Annotated in this window: 15 protein-coding genes; 10 read left to right on the top strand and 5 right to left on the bottom strand. The window is 58.4% G+C overall.

Annotated elements, in window-relative coordinates:
* Positions 1–17: 17 nt before the first annotated feature.
* Positions 18–776: a FadR/GntR family transcriptional regulator gene (locus AFK62_RS18600; RefSeq protein WP_007671870.1), complete on the bottom strand. Its 759-nt coding sequence runs from the start codon at positions 774–776 to the stop codon at positions 18–20.
* A 235-nt stretch (positions 777–1,011) separates the two neighbouring features.
* Between AFK62_RS18600 and AFK62_RS18595 the strand changes: the two genes are divergently transcribed.
* The 9 genes from AFK62_RS18595 (at position 1,012) to envZ (ending at position 9,406) form a co-directional block, all read left to right on the top strand.
* Complete coding sequence (locus AFK62_RS18595; protein ID WP_007671873.1) at positions 1,012–1,752, top strand: SDR family oxidoreductase; 741 nt, start codon at positions 1,012–1,014, stop codon at positions 1,750–1,752.
* Between the two features lie 29 nt (positions 1,753–1,781).
* Positions 1,782–2,633, top strand: coding sequence for a fumarylacetoacetate hydrolase family protein (locus AFK62_RS18590; protein ID WP_053532074.1), 852 nt, complete (start codon positions 1,782–1,784; stop codon positions 2,631–2,633).
* Positions 2,630–3,925, top strand: a complete 1,296-nt coding sequence (locus tag AFK62_RS18585) for an L-fuconate dehydratase (RefSeq protein ID WP_007671894.1) — start codon at positions 2,630–2,632, stop codon at positions 3,923–3,925. The genes AFK62_RS18590 and AFK62_RS18585 overlap by 4 nt, the downstream gene beginning before the upstream one ends.
* The gene (locus tag AFK62_RS18580; protein WP_007671895.1) at positions 3,912–4,766 is read left to right on the top strand and encodes an amidohydrolase family protein; all 855 of its coding nucleotides are present in this window, start codon (positions 3,912–3,914) and stop codon (positions 4,764–4,766) included. Before AFK62_RS18585 ends, AFK62_RS18580 begins: the two co-directional genes overlap by 14 nt.
* Positions 4,747–5,523: an L-fucose dehydrogenase gene (locus AFK62_RS18575; protein WP_007671896.1), complete on the top strand. Its 777-nt coding sequence runs from the start codon at positions 4,747–4,749 to the stop codon at positions 5,521–5,523. Before AFK62_RS18580 ends, AFK62_RS18575 begins: the two co-directional genes overlap by 20 nt.
* The gene (locus tag AFK62_RS18570; RefSeq protein ID WP_007671897.1) at positions 5,520–5,873 is read left to right on the top strand and encodes an L-rhamnose mutarotase; all 354 of its coding nucleotides are present in this window, start codon (positions 5,520–5,522) and stop codon (positions 5,871–5,873) included. Before AFK62_RS18575 ends, AFK62_RS18570 begins: the two co-directional genes overlap by 4 nt.
* A 31-nt stretch (positions 5,874–5,904) precedes the next feature.
* Positions 5,905–7,131, top strand: coding sequence for a sugar MFS transporter (locus tag AFK62_RS18565; protein ID WP_007671898.1), 1,227 nt, complete (start codon positions 5,905–5,907; stop codon positions 7,129–7,131).
* Between the two features lie 212 nt (positions 7,132–7,343).
* Positions 7,344–8,063, top strand: a complete 720-nt coding sequence (ompR, locus tag AFK62_RS18560) for an osmolarity response regulator transcription factor OmpR (protein WP_006177890.1) — start codon at positions 7,344–7,346, stop codon at positions 8,061–8,063.
* A complete protein-coding gene (gene envZ / locus AFK62_RS18555; protein ID WP_007671906.1) occupies positions 8,060–9,406 on the top strand; it encodes a two-component system sensor histidine kinase EnvZ in 1,347 nt (448 codons plus the stop codon). Before ompR ends, envZ begins: the two co-directional genes overlap by 4 nt.
* A 57-nt stretch (positions 9,407–9,463) precedes the next feature.
* Here the strand turns inward: envZ and pckA are convergent, their stop codons facing one another.
* Positions 9,464–11,083 carry a phosphoenolpyruvate carboxykinase (ATP) gene (gene pckA, locus AFK62_RS18550; protein ID WP_007671910.1) on the bottom strand — a complete coding sequence of 540 codons (1,620 nt, stop codon included), beginning with the start codon at positions 11,081–11,083 and terminating at the stop codon, positions 9,464–9,466.
* A 428-nt stretch (positions 11,084–11,511) separates the two neighbouring features.
* Here pckA and AFK62_RS18545 point away from each other — a divergent pair, with 428 nt between their 5' ends.
* Positions 11,512–13,224 (top strand): DUF4153 domain-containing protein, encoded by a 1,713-nt coding sequence (locus AFK62_RS18545; RefSeq protein WP_007671912.1) that lies wholly within the window; start codon positions 11,512–11,514, stop codon positions 13,222–13,224.
* 49 nt (positions 13,225–13,273) lie between these two features.
* Here the strand turns inward: AFK62_RS18545 and hslO are convergent, their stop codons facing one another.
* The 3 genes from hslO to yrfG are packed head-to-tail and all read right to left on the bottom strand — an operon-like array spanning position 13,274 to position 15,257.
* Entirely contained in the window at positions 13,274–14,152 is an 879-nt protein-coding gene (gene hslO / locus AFK62_RS18540; protein WP_007671914.1) for an Hsp33 family molecular chaperone HslO, read from the bottom strand.
* A gap of 23 nt (positions 14,153–14,175) precedes the next feature.
* Positions 14,176–14,577, bottom strand: a complete 402-nt coding sequence (gene hslR / locus AFK62_RS18535; RefSeq protein ID WP_007671915.1) for a ribosome-associated heat shock protein Hsp15 — start codon at positions 14,575–14,577, stop codon at positions 14,176–14,178.
* Positions 14,577–15,257 carry a GMP/IMP nucleotidase gene (yrfG, locus tag AFK62_RS18530; protein WP_007671917.1) on the bottom strand — a complete coding sequence of 227 codons (681 nt, stop codon included), beginning with the start codon at positions 15,255–15,257 and terminating at the stop codon, positions 14,577–14,579. Before yrfG ends, hslR begins: the two co-directional genes overlap by 1 nt.
* Positions 15,258–15,266 lie beyond the last annotated feature (9 nt).

The following is a 15,266-nucleotide window of genomic DNA, read 5'->3' as shown; positions in this document are numbered from 1 at the left end:
CTGAAAGATAACCGCGCTCACTGGCTGCGGGTAAAAATAGCGATGACCTGATCGAGATGCGCTTTCATTGCGCGGCGGGCTGTGCGCACGTCGCGGGCTTCAATGGCGTCCAGAATCGCGCGATGCTCTTGTTCTGAGCGGTGCGGCATATCGTCCGGCGTGTAGTGGCGTTGCAGCATACGGAACATGCTGCCGTAGCGGTGCCCGAGCAGGTGGCCGATGATAAAGGCGTACGCCGGGTTGCCGCTCGCCTGGGCGATGCGAATATGAAACAGCCGATCGCCGGGATGCGTGTCCGAGCCGGCGCGGTTGTCGCGGCAGTTTTGCTCAAAGGCGGCGCGAATCGCGGCGAGCTCGTCGGGACTTGCGTGGCGAGCCGCCAGCGCCGCCGTTTCCGGCTCGATCAACAGCCGCGTCTGCAACAACGAAAACGGCGGCAGTTCGGCGTTAAAATCGAGATCGATATCCAGTTCGTCGTCGATTTCCGTCCATTGGTTACGCCCGGCCTGCGCCATGACGGGCTCGCGCGGCGCGATGTCCGGCGTGCGGGCTTTAACGATAACCCCATTGCCGACTTTCACATCCACCAGGCCTATCACTTCCAGCGCGATCAGCGCCTCGCGCACCGACGCGCGGCTGACCTGCAACTGCTCCGCCAGGTCGCGCTCCGAAGGCAGACGACTGCCGGGCGGAAATTCATTGTTTTCGATAAGCCGCCGCAGCTGGTCAGCTATCTGCCTGTAAATACGCGGGTTTTCGAGACGAGTAATCGGCATGGTTCACCTTTGCTCACGTCATAGACAGTGATTAAGTGCACAAATATCAGTCAACGCGCTTGAGTATTAGTTATCGCGGTGTAAATAAATAGTTAATCAAAACGCATAAAGCCGAGCGTTTTTGCAACATTCTGGGTTCACGATAGCGGGTTACGCCTGATTTGTCATGCTAAAGGTCAGGCCTTTGACTCCTCTTAATGGCCTGACCATTAGTCCTTTAGACCAGAGGAAAACCATGGATCTTACCGGGAAACGCGTCCTTATCACCGCCGCAGGACAGGGCATTGGTTATAGCAGCGCGCGGCGCTTTGCCGCCGCTGGCGCAGAGGTTATCGCAAGCGATATTAACGTGACGGCGCTTAACGCACTTGAAGGCATAACGCCGCTACAGCTTGATGTCACCGATGCCGCCGCTATTACCGCCGCGGCGCAAACGCTGGGACCGCTTGACGTCCTGTTTAACTGCGCAGGCGTGGTGCACAGCGGCTCGATTCTGGAATGCAGCGAGCAGGAATGGCAGTTTGCGCTGGATCTTAACGTTACCGCCATGTTCCACACCATTCGCGCCTTTTTGCCGGGCATGCTTGAGAAGGGCGGCGGGTCAATCATCAATATGTCGTCCGTGGCCTCCAGCGTAAAAGGCGTGCCGAACCGCTTCGCTTATAGCACCAGCAAGGCCGCGGTGATTGGGCTTACGCGCTCGGTGGCGGCGGATTACGTCGCGCAGGGCGTGCGCTGTAACGCCATCTGCCCCGGCACGGTAGATTCCCCTTCGCTCCGTTCCCGCATCGCCGAGCAGGCGCGCGCGCAGGGACAGACCGAAGAGGCAGTATACGCGGCGTTTGTCGCCCGCCAGCCCGTCGGGCGCATCGGCAAGCCGGAAGAAATCGCCCAGCTTGCGCTCTATCTGGCCTCTGACGCCAGCGCCTATACCACCGGCACCGTGCAAATCATCGACGGCGGCTGGAGTAACTGATTGCCACTCGACCAAAAGCAGGAAACCGCATGAAATTATTACGTTATGGAGAGCCGGGCCGTGAACGTCCGGGTGTGCTGGACCGCGAAGGGCGTATCCGCTGTTTATCGCAACACATCGACGATCTCAGCGGCGCGGCGCTGCTGCCGGAAAGCCTGGCGCGGCTCGGCGAACTGGATCTGGGGAGCCTGCCGGTCGTTGACGGTATGCCGCGTCTCGGCGCGTGCGTGGGTAACATCGGCAAGTTTATCTGCATCGGCCTGAATTACGCCGACCATGCGGCGGAAACCGGCGCGGCGATTCCGGCGGAGCCTGTGGTCTTTGGTAAGTGGACCAGCGCGGTTGTCGGGCCAAATGATGACGTCATCATTCCGCGCGGTTCACAGAAAACAGACTGGGAAGTGGAGCTTGGCGTGGTGATTGGCAAAGGCGGACGCTATATCGATGAGCGTGACGCCCTGAGCCACGTGGCGGGGTACTGCGTCATTAATGATGTCTCCGAGCGTGAATACCAGATAGAACGTGGCGGCACCTGGGATAAAGGCAAAGGCTGCGACACGTTCGGCCCTACCGGCCCGTGGCTGGTCACGCCGGATGAAATTCCCGACCCGCATGCGCTGCGCCTGTGGCTTGAGGTAGACGGCAAGCGCTACCAGGACGGCAGCACCAGCACCATGATTTTTAAAATTCCCCACATTATTAGCTACCTGAGCCGTTTTATGAGCCTGCAACCAGGCGATGTGATCTCCACAGGCACACCGTCGGGCGTTGGCATGGGGCAGAAACCACAGCCGGTTTATCTGCGCGCCGGACAGACAATTCGTCTCGGCATTGAAGGGTTGGGTGAACAGCAGCAGCGCACCGTGGAGGAGACGCCATGACCCGGATCACTGCGTTGCAGGTGGAAGATATTCGCTTTCCGACCTCGCAGCAGCTCGACGGCTCCGACGCGATGAACCCCGACCCGGATTACTCCGCCGCGTACGTCATTCTGAAGACCGATAATCCGGCCCTCGCGGGCCATGGGCTGACGTTCACCATCGGTCGCGGCAATGAGATCTGCTGCGCGGCTATCCGCGCGCTGGAGCATCTCATCGTCGGTGAAACGCTGGAAACCATCGCTGCGGATATGGGCGCGTTCTGGCGACGTTTCACCAGCGACAGCCAGCTGCGCTGGATTGGGCCGGATAAAGGGGCTATTCATCTCGCTACCGGCGCGGTGGTCAACGCGGTGTGGGATCTGTGGGCTAAAGCGGAAGGCAAACCGGTATGGCGGCTGGTGGCGGAGATGACGCCTGAGGAGATTGTGCGCTGTATTGATTTTCGCTACATCACCGACTGTATTACACCCGAGGAAGCGCTGGCCTTGCTGAAAAGCCGCAGCGAGGGTAAAGCGCAGCGCCTTGAAACGCTGCTGGCGCAGGGCTACCCCTGTTACACCACATCGGCGGGCTGGCTTGGGTATGACGATGAAAAGCTGCGTCGTCTCTGTCAGCAGGCCGTGGACGCCGGGTTCTCGCACATCAAACTGAAAGTGGGACGTGATCTGGAGGATGACATCCGCCGCGTGCGCATCGCGCGCGAAACGCTCGGCCCGGACCGGCAACTGATGATCGACGCCAACCAGGTCTGGGATGTCGATGCGGCTATCCCCTGGGTGAAAGCGCTGGCCTTCGCGAAACCCTGGTTTATTGAAGAACCGACAAGCCCGGACGATGTGGAAGGCCATCGTCGTATCCGTGAGGGGGTTGCGCCCGTAAAAGTCGCCACTGGCGAAATGTGCCAGAACCGCATCCTGTTTAAACAGTTCATCATGCGTGGCGCTATCGATGTGGTGCAGATCGACGCCTGCCGTCTGGGGGGCGTTAACGAGGTATTGGCGGTCATGCTGATGGCGGCGAAATATCGCCTGCCGGTTTGTCCGCATGCGGGCGGCGTGGGCCTGTGCGAATACGTCCAACACCTTTCCATGATCGATTATCTCTGCATTGCCGGTACGCACGAAGGGCGCGTTATCGAATATGTCGATCATTTGCATGAGCATTTCCTTCATCCGTGCGACATCCGCAACGCCGCGTATATGCCGCCGCAGGCGCCAGGGTATTCCATTGAGATGCGCCCCACTTCTGTTGAGCAGTACCGGTATCGCGGAGGGGCGGATGGTTCGCATTGATGCCCATCAGCACTACTGGCGCTATCAACCGCAGGATTATCCGTGGATAGACGACGCCATGACGGCGCTTCGGCAGGATTTCGGCCCCGCGCAGTTGCAGCCTTCGCTGACGGCGCAGCGCTTTGATGGCGCAATAGCGGTGCAGGCGCGCCACTGCGAGGCGGAAACCGCATGGCTGCTGGCGCAGTGTGCGCAGGCGCCTGGCGTACGGGGCGTGGTGGGCTGGCTCGATATCACGGCCCCGGACATTGAAGAACAGCTCGCCCGCTGGCGGTTGTTGTTATGCGGGCTGCGCCATCAGGCGCAGGACGAGCCAGACCCGGCCGCCTGGCTTGCGCGCAACGACGTGGCGCAGGGCATGCGCCAGCTACAGCGTCAGGGCTATGCCTGGGATCTGCTGGTGACGCACCGTCATCTGGAGGCCGGCGCGCGCTTCGCCGCTCGCCATGACGAGCACTGGATAGTCCTCGACCATTTCGGCAAACCGGATATCGCACGTGGTGCGGCGCACTGGGCCGAACAGGTAAAACCGCTCGCTGCGCTGCCGCATGTGGTCTGTAAGCTCTCGGGACTGGTGACGGAGGCGCCGGGGTATGCGTGGCGTGATGAACAATTGTGGCCCTTTTTCGACGCGGCGCTGGCGCTTTTCGGCCCCGAACGGCTGATGTTCGGCTCTGACTGGCCGGTCTGTCTGCTGGCGGCGGAGTATGCGCAGGTGTATGCGCTTTGCGATACGGCGTTCGCTTCGCTGAGCAGTAGCGAACGTGCGGCTATCTGGGGTGAAACCGCGTGTCGGGTGTATGGCCTAACGGAGGCGCAGCGTGGATCTGTTTCTGAATAATAAAGTGGTTATCGTGACCGGCGGCGGCTCCGGTATCGGCGCGGCGGTGACGACGCTACTCGCGCAAGAAGGCGCGGTGCCGGTGATTATCACGAATGTGTCGCCCGAACCAGACTTTGTGGCGACGCTTCGCCAGCGTGCGCCGGAAAGCCGGGTCATCATCGCGGATCTGTGCCAGGAAGACGCGTGCCGCGCGGCGGTGGCGCAGGTACTGGATACGTTTGGCCGCCTCGACGGGCTGGTCAATAACGCCGGCGTGAATGACGGCGTCGGGCTGGAAGCGGGGCGCGAGGCGTTTGTCGGCTCGCTTGAGAAGAACCTGATTCATTACTATCTGATGGCGCATCTTTGCCGCGAAGCGCTGGAAACGGCCGCTGGCGCCATCGTCAATATCGCCTCGAAAACAGCGCTCAGCGGGCAGGGCGGCACCAGCGGTTATACCGCGGCGAAAGGGGCGGTGCTGGCGCTGACGCGCGAATGGGCGGTGTCGCTGCGCGAGCGCGGCGTGCGGGTTAACGCCGTGGTGCCTGCCGAAGTCATGACGCCGCAATACGAGCGCTGGATCAACACCTTTCCCGAACCGCAGCAGCAACTCGCCGCAATCGGCGCGCGGATCCCGCTTGGCAAGCGCATGACCACGCCGGAAGAGATAGCGAACACCGTGGTGTTTTTGCTCTCGTCGCGCGCTTCGCACACCACAGGGCAATGGCTCTCCGTGGATGGCGGTTATTTACATCTCGACAGGGCTCTCTCATGAGCGGCGGGCAGGTGCGGCGGATCTGTCAGGCGCTGGATCTGGTCGATTCGCCGGAGAAAATCGCCGAATACCAGCGGCTACACCAGAAAATATGGCCCGGCGTGGCGGCGCACCTGCGCGCCTGCGGCGTTCGGGGAATGGAAATTTACCGGCTTGGTGACCGGCTTTTTATGGTGATGGAGGTGGACGGTGATTTTGACGCTGACCACTTCAGCCAGCAGAGCCTGACTAACCCGGAAATTCAGCGCTGGGAAGCGCTGATGTGGCAGTACCAGAAGCCCACACCGTGGACGCCTGCGGGCGAAAAATGGGTGGTCATGGAGCGCATATTCTCTTTGCAGGAACAATAACACCACACTGTACTCTACCGAGGATATAACCATGCTAGTGAATAAAACGGCGACGCCGGCTCAGGCCCGCGTCGGGGCTGCGCCTGGCCTGCGTCTGGCGCTGATGCTGGTGACGAGCCTCTTTTTTATGTGGGGGTTGTCCTACGGATTACTGGACGTCCTCAATAAACATTTCCAGGAGACGCTGCACGTCTCGAAGGCGCAGTCCGGGCTGTTGCAGGCGGCCTATTTCGGCGCCTATTTTTTGGTGGCGTTACCGGCGGGCTATTTCATGGAAAAGCGCGGCTACAAAGCGGGGATCCTGGTGGGGCTTTGTTTATACGCTTTAGGCGCGCTGCTGTTTGTGCCTGCCGCGGGCGCCAACAGTTTCATGCTGTTCCTCTTTGCGTTGTTCGTTATCGCCTGCGGACTTGGCTGCCTTGAGACCGCCGCGAATCCCTATGCGACGGTGCTTGGCGATCCGCAAGGCGCGGAGCGTCGGCTGAACCTGGCGCAGTCGTTCAATGGCCTTGGGCAATTTATGGGGCCGCTTATCGGCGGCACACTCTTTTTCTCGGCCACCCATAACGCCGACGGCGGCCAGGGCATGGTGAAGATGACTTATGTCGGCATCGCGTTACTGGTGCTGGTTATCGCTTTCCTGTTCCGCCGCACGCCGATGCCGGATATTCGCGAAGCGGAAGAGACGGTCGCCGGACAACCGTCGAAGGGCTTATGGCAGCATCGCCACTTTACCGGCGGCGTGGTGGCGCAATTCTTTTATGTGGCTGCTCAGGTTGGCGTCGGTGCGTTCTTTATTAACTACGCGACCGAGCACTGGCAGGGCGTGACCAGCCAGCACGCGTCGTATTTGCTGTCGGTGGCGATGATTAGCTTTATGGTGGGGCGCTTTTTCAGTACCTGGCTGATGGGGCGCGTACGCGCCGCCACGCTGCTGGTGCTTTATTCACTGGTGAATATTGTGCTGTGCGGGCTGGTTATGATGAGTATCGACGGCGTGTCGGTCGTGGCGCTTATCGCGGTCTTCTTTTTTATGTCGATTATGTTCCCGACCATTTTCGCGCTGGGCGTAAAAAACATGGGGAGCCACACGAAACGCGCCAGTTCGTTTATGATTATGGCTATTGTCGGCGGCGCAATTATGCCGTACTTCATGGGTGCCGTGGCAGATAGCTACAGCACTGCCGTGGCGTACGGGCTGCCTCTGCTGTGCTTTATCGTGGTGTTCTTTTATGGGTTACGCCAGCGTCGCGCTTAAATAACAGTCTCTTAACGACGCGGGCGCAAAGCAATTTGCGCCCGTTTTGTTTTTCCGGCGTGCCGGTTTTGTGATGGAAAGTGAAGATAAGCTGCTGTTAAATATGCTTTGTAACAATTTCGACTAGAATATATACCAGATTTAACTCACCGGCTGACGCACACTTTTTTAGAATGGTGTTACAACTGTTTGAGCCTTTGGGAGTAAACACAATGCAGGAAAATTACAAAATTCTGGTGGTGGACGACGATATGCGCCTGCGCGCGCTGCTTGAGCGTTACCTCACCGAGCAAGGCTTCCAGGTGCGCAGCGTAGCAAACGCCGAACAGATGGACCGCCTGCTGACCCGCGAGTCCTTCCACCTGATGGTGCTTGATCTGATGCTCCCTGGCGAAGACGGGCTTTCTATCTGCCGCCGTCTGCGCAGCCAGAGTAACCCGATGCCCATTATTATGGTCACCGCGAAAGGCGAAGAAGTGGATCGTATTGTGGGGCTGGAAATTGGCGCCGACGATTACATCCCTAAACCGTTTAACCCGCGTGAACTGCTGGCCCGTATCCGCGCCGTTCTGCGCCGTCAGGCCAACGAACTGCCAGGCGCGCCGTCGCAGGAAGAAGCCGTCATCGCTTTTGGTAAATTCAAACTGAACCTCGGCACCCGCGAGATGTTCCGTGAAGATGAACCGATGCCGCTCACCAGCGGTGAATTCGCCGTGTTGAAAGCGCTGGTCAGCCATCCGCGTGAGCCGTTGTCGCGCGATAAGCTCATGAACCTGGCCCGTGGTCGTGAATACTCCGCGATGGAGCGTTCCATCGACGTGCAAATCTCCCGCCTGCGCCGCATGGTGGAAGAAGACCCGGCGCATCCTCGCTATATCCAGACCGTCTGGGGTCTTGGCTACGTTTTTGTGCCGGACGGCGCTAAAGCATGAGGAAGCTGCGCTTCTCGCCGCGTAGTTCTTTCGCCCGCACGCTGCTTCTTATCGTCACCTTGCTGTTCGCAAGCCTGGTGACGACCTACCTGGTGGTGCTTAACTTCGCCATCCTGCCGAGCCTCCAGCAGTTTAATAAAGTCCTGGCCTACGAAGTGCGTATGCTGATGACCGATAAACTCCTGCTGGAGGACGGGACGCAGCTGGTGGTGCCGCCAGCGTTTCGTCGTGAGATCTACCGTGAACTTGGGATTTCACTTTATACCAACGAGGCGGCGGAAGAGGCGGGTTTGCGTTGGGCGCAGCATTACGAATTTTTAAGCCAGCAGATGGCGCAGCAGCTTGGCGGCCCGACGGAAGTGCGTGTCGAGGTGAACAAAAGCTCGCCGGTGGTGTGGCTGAAGACCTGGCTGTCGCCCAATATCTGGGTGCGCGTGCCGCTGACTGAAATTCATCAGGGCGATTTCTCGCCGCTGTTCCGCTATACGCTTGCCATTATGTTGCTGGCAATTGGTGGCGCCTGGTTGTTTATCCGCATCCAGAACCGGCCGCTGGTGGAGCTTGAACACGCCGCATTGCAGGTCGGTAAAGGGATTATCCCGCCGCCGCTTCGTGAATATGGCGCTTCTGAAGTGCGCTCGGTAACACGCGCCTTTAACCATATGGCCGCCGGCGTCAAACAACTGGCCGACGATCGTACGCTACTGATGGCGGGAGTCAGCCACGATTTGCGCACACCGCTGACGCGCATTCGCCTGGCAACAGAAATGATGAGCGAAGGTGACGGCTATCTCGCCGAGTCGATCAATAAAGATATCGAAGAGTGCAACGCCATTATCGAGCAGTTTATCGACTATCTGCGCACCGGACAGGAGATGCCGCTCGAAACGGCAGATCTCAACGCGGTGCTCGGCGAAGTGATCGCCTCGGAAAGCGGCTATGAGCGCGAGATAGAAACGGCCCTGCAAAGCGGCGAGATCCCGCTGCGCATTCATCCGCTTTCTATCAAACGCGCCGTGGCGAATATGGTGGTCAACGCGGCGCGCTACGGCAACGGCTGGATCAAAGTGAGCAGCGGCACCGAGCTTAACCGCGCCTGGTTCCAGGTGGAGGATGATGGGCCGGGCATTGAACCATCTCAGCTAAAACATCTGCTGCAACCGTTCGTGCGCGGCGACAGCGCACGCAGCACGAGTGGCACCGGGCTTGGTCTCGCCATTGTGCAGCGCATCGTGGATAACCATCACGGTTTGCTGGATATCGGTAAGAGCGAGCGTGGCGGGTTACGTATTCGCGCCTGGTTGCCTGTGCCGGTAGGGACGGCGGTTGTGAAAAACAGCTAACGGCATCACACCATAAAAAAACGGCTCCCTGAGGGAGCCGTTTTTCTTAGCGAGTCTTTAGCGCTGCGGACCGGCGCTCACCAGCGCGGCACCAGCAGGAGTATCGGTGTATTTTTCGAAGTTGCTGATAAACAGCTTCGCCAGTTGCCCGGCTTTTTCCTGCCACTGTTCCGGCGAGGCGTAGGTATTGCGCGGGTCGAGAATGCGCTCATCGACGCCAGGCAGGCTGGTTGGGATCGCCAGGTTAAACATCGGCAGCGTGAAGGTTTCCGCGTCATCCAGCGAACCGTTCAGGATGGCGTCGATAATCGCACGCGTGTCCTTAATCGAGATGCGTTTGCCGGTGCCGTTCCAGCCGGTATTGACCAGATACGCTTGCGCGCCCGCCGCCTGCATGCGTTTTACCAGCACTTCGGAATATTGTGTCGGATGCAGCATCAGGAACGCTGCGCCGAAGCATGCCGAAAAGGTTGGCGTCGGCTCGGTCACGCCGCGCTCGGTCCCTGCCAGTTTTGCGGTAAAGCCTGACAGAAAATGGTACTGCGTCTGGCTGGCGGTCAGGCGTGAGACCGGCGGCAGTACGCCGAACGCGTCAGCGGTCAGGAAGATAACTTTCGTAGCGTGGCTCGCTTTCGACACCGGCTTCACGATGTTATCGATGTGATAAATAGGGTACGAAACGCGGGTGTTTTCCGTTTTCGACGCATCGTCGAAGTCGATACTGCCGTCGTCGCGCACGGTGACGTTTTCCAGCAGCGCGTCGCGGCGGATGGCGTGGTAGATATCCGGCTCAGCGTCTTCAGAAAGACGGATCGTTTTGGCGTAGCAGCCGCCTTCAAAGTTAAACACGCCGTCATCATCCCAGCCGTGTTCGTCATCGCCGATAAGACGGCGTTTCGGGTCGGTGGACAGTGTAGTTTTACCGGTGCCGGAGAGGCCGAAGAACACCGCCACATCGCCTTTTTCCCCGACGTTCGCCGAACAGTGCATCGACGCGATGCCTTTCAGCGGCAGCAAGTAGTTCATGATAGAGAACATGCCTTTTTTCATTTCGCCGCCGTACCAGGTGCCGCCAATCAGCTGCATCCGTTCAGTCAGGTTAAAGGCGACAAAGTTCTCGGAATTAAGCCCCTGCGTTTTCCAGTCCGGGTTGGTGCACTTCGCGCCATTCATCACGATGAAATCAGGCTCGAAGCCGTCGAGTTCGTCCTCAGAAGGACGGATGAACATGTTTTTAACGAAATGCGCCTGCCAGGCCACTTCGGTAATAAAACGCACCGACAGGCGGCTGTCCGGGTTGGCGCCACAAAACGCGTCGATGATGAAAAGGCGCTTGCCGGAAAGCTGCTGCGTGACCAGGCCTTTCAGGTGCTGCCAGGTTTCCGGTGTGAGAGGTTTATTATCATTTTTGCCTTTGCCGTTATCGGACCACCACAGCGTATCGCGAGTAGTGTCATCGCGAACGATGTATTTATCCTTCGGCGAACGGCCGGTAAAAATGCCCGTGTCGACGGCGACCGCACCCAGATTCGTTAGTACCCCACGCTCGTAGCCCTCAAGCGACGGATCAAGCTCTTCGCTATACAGCATTTCATAATCGGGGTTATAAACCACCTCCTGGACGTCGTTAATGCCGTAAGCCTTGAGATCCTGCGGGGTTATGCCTGTAACTCGCATTTCACTGCTCCTTAGCCAATTTATACTAACTGAAATTGTAGGGTTGTTCCGGGGACGTTAACCGCGACAGGCTTCATAGATTTACGTTACTGATGGGTCGCCAGGGGCGCCATAGTGGAAAGTTCTGTGAGTCCGGTCACGACGGGATTCAGAGTATGGCAACATTTTATCTGTGAACGCGTTAATTGTTCCGAATATGTTATAAAAGCCACTCGCTAAACCCGCACTTTGTGACTGTAAGCGCTTTCCTGAAGAAAATTATCTGTGCTGTGAAAACCAAAACCGGTGGGCGATCGCACCGGATAATCGTGTTTTTACGACCACGCGCCCGCCGCTGACAGAGAAAGGGACTTTCTTCATACTTCACGCTCACTTCACGAATGCCGAATATCTTCAGCGCGTGAATCGTTTTTTAAAGGATTAAGGTCATGTCTGAACTGCACCCGATGGCGCCTGTAACACGCTGGGGCATTATTGCTATCGCCGCGCTCTGCGGCTTTCTTCTCTTTTTAACCGGCCCGCACAGCCTGTGGAGGATGAGCCCTGGCTCGGCGCTGGTCGTCCATTCGCTTGCGATAGCCTTATGCGTGAGCGTGACGCTTGCGGCGACGCGCCTGCGCGCGCAGCGATTCTGGATAATGACAGGCGCAACCCTGTTGCTGGTGGGCGTGATGTCAGGCTGGATGCGCTGGTCGATAACGGGTGTAGATGAGCTGGATGCCGGCGAGATGATCGCCCAGTGGTATTTCCATCTGGGCGCGATGCTGTTTATGGTGATGCCCTGGCTGCAACATGGCCGCGCGAATGACGAGTCTGCGTCGCGCAAACTGGCGCTGTGGAATAACGGCGTGGCGCTGCTGCTGGCACTGGCGCTGGCGGGCGTGTTCTGGGGCGTACTACTGCTGTGGGCGAAGCTTTTCAGCGCAGTGAATATTCCCTTTTTCGACGTGCTGTTTTTCAGTACGCCACTGTTTGGCTACGTGATGGGGACGGTGTCAGGCGCGGTTTGCCTGCTGCTGTGCCGCAGCCAGACGCGCATTACCGATGCGCTAATCCGCTTTCTCACGCAGGTGGCCTCCGGCTTGCTGCCGCTGGCGGCGCTTATCGCGCTGCTGTTTTTAGTTACGCTGCCGTTCGTCGGGCTGGAAGGACTGGCGGCGCGCACCTCCTGTAATGCGCTGCTGAACACGCTGGCATTGATGCTGCTGATGCTCACGAGCCTGGCCTGCGCGCCCTGGCGCAGCGCGGCTGCGCCGCATAAGGCGTTGCGTCTGCTCAATACCGTTGGGCTTATCGTCACGCCGCTTTTTGCCGGCGTGGCCGCGTGGTCGCTGGGGCTTCGCGTGCAGCAATACGGCTGGACGCCGTCGCGCGTCTACGCCGCGCTGATTACGGCAACCGTATTGTGCTGGGCTATCAGCGCAACGGTGCATGCGGTGCGCCGGATCAAACATGGCGAAACCGCGCGGGACGCGGGCGGCCGGATAGTAATGCTGTTCTCACTCGCGTTACTGGTGTTAAGCCATTCCCCGGTTCTCGACCCATGGCGTATCAGCGTCGAAAGCCAGATGGCGCGCTATCTTAGCGGCGCGCAAGAGGCGGATTATATGAGTCTTTATATGCTTCAGCACGCCGGGCGACGCGGCCAGGCGGCGCTCGTTGAGCTTCGCAATAACGAGAAATTTATGGCGAATAAGGAAAACCGTCAGATGCTTTACAACATGCTGGCGCAGGATTCAGCGGCGCCGGTTGATGACGATGATCTGCGCCACGCCATTACGCTTGCTAAAGGTGCGGAAGCCCCGGACGCCAGCTGGTGGCAATGGGTGCGTAAAGAGAATTCGTATAGCGTGCGCGGTTGTCTATATGAAAAAGGCAGCTGTGTCGTGGCGGCTATTGACCTTAACCGTGACGGAAAAGACGAGGTTTTGCTGTGCAGCAGTGCGGATCGCAGTTGCAGCGTGGCGGCGCGCGACCAGGGCCAGTGGCGTCAGGTGGGCTGGAGTACGCAGGTGCCAGAAACGTTAAGCCGCGAGACGTTCGACAAGGCGCTACGTGATAATCAGATAAAGGGCAGGGCAAAAGCCTGGCAGGATGTGGAAATCGGCGGTGTTAAGATCCCGCTGAGTTATCAGGAATAGCACAACAGTAAAAAACGCCGCCTGGCAGGTGTCGGGCGGCGTCAGTGTTTTAGTGTAACTGCGGGTCTGCCGGTGAAACATTTTTGCGGAGCCCGGCGATATCCATCGCGTCGAAGACGTAGTGGGTGCCGCAATAATCGCAGTGCATATCCACTTCGCCGTCTTCTTCCAGGATCTGTGTGACTTCTTCATCCGGCAGCGTGCGCAACGCGTCGGCGCAGCGTTCGCGCGAGCAGGAGCATTTGAACTCCACCGCCTGCGGATCGTAAAGGGTCACTTCTTCTTCATGGTACAGACGCCACAGCACATCGTTGGCAGGCAGCGTGAACAGCTCTTCTGCCTTGATGGTTTCGGTCAGTGTCGCCAGATGGTTGAAATCTTCTGTCTGGGCATCCTGCGCGGGCAGTACCTGCAGGAGCATACCGCCTGCGGCGGGCTGACCTTCTGATTCGCCGGTACGGATGAACAGGCGAGTCGGCAGCTGTTCAGAACGCATGAAGTAATCTTCCAGGCACGCAGCCAGGGTATCGCCTTCAAGGCCGACGACACCCTGATAGCGCTCGCCTTCTTCCGGCGTAATGGTGATAACCAGATAGCCGTTACCGACCAGCGTTTTCAGGTCCGCGTCAGCCGGGACATCACCCTGCACACGCGCAACGCCGCGCATCTGCTGCTGATTGTTGCCGTTAATGACTGCAAGCGTCATCGGGCCGTCGCCCTGCAACTGAACGGTAATGTCGCCTGCGAATTTCAGCGTTGCGGTCAGCAGGCTGGTGGCGACCAGCAGTTCACCCAGCAGCGCCTTGACTGGCTGCGGGTAATCGTGGTTTTCGAGGATCTGTTTCCAGGTTTCTGAAACCGTCACCAGTTCGCCGCGTACGGCATAATTTTCAAAAAGATAGCGGTGTAATTGGTCGTGTTGAGCCATTATTCTCTCTCCTGGCGTGACGGTTATTCGCTGTCGCCAAATTTAAATTTGATCAGATCGCGGCGCTCTTTTTTATCCGGGCGGCGATCCGGATGCGGCATGGAAAGGGCGTTGAGTTTACGCGCGAGCGTAAGTTTTTCACGCTTTTCGATACTTTCTGCCGTCTCTTCGTACAGCAGTACCGCCTCGCTTGCCGGTCGTCGCTGATCGGTAATACCTTTCACCACCAGCGTGCGTTCATCGTTTCCCTGGCGCAGCGTTAATACTGCGTTCGGTTCGATAATTTTACTGGGTCTGGTCCGTTGCCCGTTGTAGTGCACCTTACCGCCCTCAATCATCTCGCGGGCCAGCGAGCGGGTTTTATAGAAGCGTGCCGCCCAGAGCCATTTGTCCAGACGGACGCCTTCGGTGGATTTCTCTTTCATCACGACTCCTCGGTTTGCAACGAGGGGATCAGCCGCCGGTAATCGCCAAGCGCCGGATGGCGCTCATAGCGCTTCTCCGCAACGCCTGAATCCGGATTGGTGACGCCAAGACAGTAGCGAATACCAAACCGCGCGGCGGCATCGAGAATCGGCTCGCTGTCATCAATAAACAACGTCCGCGACGCATCAAGGCCGGTATGCCGGGCAACGGCCTGCCATAACCGCTGATCCTCTTTTGGATAACCAAATGTGTGGGTGGAAAGTAATAAATCAAGGTGCTGAGCAAGCCCGGTATGCTCAAGCTTTACTGCCAGATTATGCGGGTGCGCGTTGGTCAGCAGGATACGTCGCTTGCCGCAGGCTTTTAGCGCGTCGAGAAACGGCACGGTGTCTTCGCGTATCAGCGCGCGCGGCCCCTGTTCGGTGGTCATGGCGCAAATATCCAGCCCCAGGCGCTCGCTCCAGTAATCCAGACAGTACCAGTTTAGCGTATGCTGCACGGCGTGATATTCGGCATGGATATGGCGATGGGCATCATCCAGCGAGATGCCGCGCTGCTGGCTTAGGGTTTCGGGCACCAGTTTCTGCCAGAAAAAGGAATCGAACGCCAGATCGAGCAGCGTGCCGTCCATGTCCAGCAGAACGGTATCAACCTCCTGCCAGGCGATATCAATAGTCATGGGAACTCC

Source organism: Cronobacter condimenti 1330 (genome assembly GCF_001277255.1).
Classification (GTDB): domain Bacteria; phylum Pseudomonadota; class Gammaproteobacteria; order Enterobacterales; family Enterobacteriaceae; genus Cronobacter; species Cronobacter condimenti.
Note: the sequence above shows the minus strand (reverse complement) of the source record. Positions and strands in the feature narration are given on the sequence as shown.

Excerpts from the sequence above, each read along its gene's own strand:
- AFK62_RS18590 (WP_053532074.1), top strand. The coding sequence starts at position 1,782 with ATGAAATTATTACGTTATGGAGAGCCGGGCCGTGAACGTCCGGGTGTG.
- yrfG (WP_007671917.1), bottom strand. The coding sequence starts at position 15,257 with ATGACTATTGATATCGCCTGGCAGGAGGTTGATACCGTTCTGCTGGAC.
- envZ (WP_007671906.1), top strand. The coding sequence starts at position 8,060 with ATGAGGAAGCTGCGCTTCTCGCCGCGTAGTTCTTTCGCCCGCACGCTG.
- hslO (WP_007671914.1), bottom strand. The coding sequence starts at position 14,152 with ATGGCTCAACACGACCAATTACACCGCTATCTTTTTGAAAATTATGCC.
- AFK62_RS18570 (WP_007671897.1), top strand. The coding sequence starts at position 5,520 with ATGAGCGGCGGGCAGGTGCGGCGGATCTGTCAGGCGCTGGATCTGGTC.
- AFK62_RS18545 (WP_007671912.1), top strand. The coding sequence starts at position 11,512 with ATGTCTGAACTGCACCCGATGGCGCCTGTAACACGCTGGGGCATTATT.
- AFK62_RS18580 (WP_007671895.1), top strand. The coding sequence starts at position 3,912 with ATGGTTCGCATTGATGCCCATCAGCACTACTGGCGCTATCAACCGCAG.
- AFK62_RS18585 (WP_007671894.1), top strand. The coding sequence starts at position 2,630 with ATGACCCGGATCACTGCGTTGCAGGTGGAAGATATTCGCTTTCCGACC.
- pckA (WP_007671910.1), bottom strand. The coding sequence starts at position 11,083 with ATGCGAGTTACAGGCATAACCCCGCAGGATCTCAAGGCTTACGGCATT.
- ompR (WP_006177890.1), top strand. The coding sequence starts at position 7,344 with ATGCAGGAAAATTACAAAATTCTGGTGGTGGACGACGATATGCGCCTG.
- AFK62_RS18595 (WP_007671873.1), top strand. The coding sequence starts at position 1,012 with ATGGATCTTACCGGGAAACGCGTCCTTATCACCGCCGCAGGACAGGGC.
- hslR (WP_007671915.1), bottom strand. The coding sequence starts at position 14,577 with ATGAAAGAGAAATCCACCGAAGGCGTCCGTCTGGACAAATGGCTCTGG.
- AFK62_RS18600 (WP_007671870.1), bottom strand. The coding sequence starts at position 776 with ATGCCGATTACTCGTCTCGAAAACCCGCGTATTTACAGGCAGATAGCT.
- AFK62_RS18565 (WP_007671898.1), top strand. The coding sequence starts at position 5,905 with ATGCTAGTGAATAAAACGGCGACGCCGGCTCAGGCCCGCGTCGGGGCT.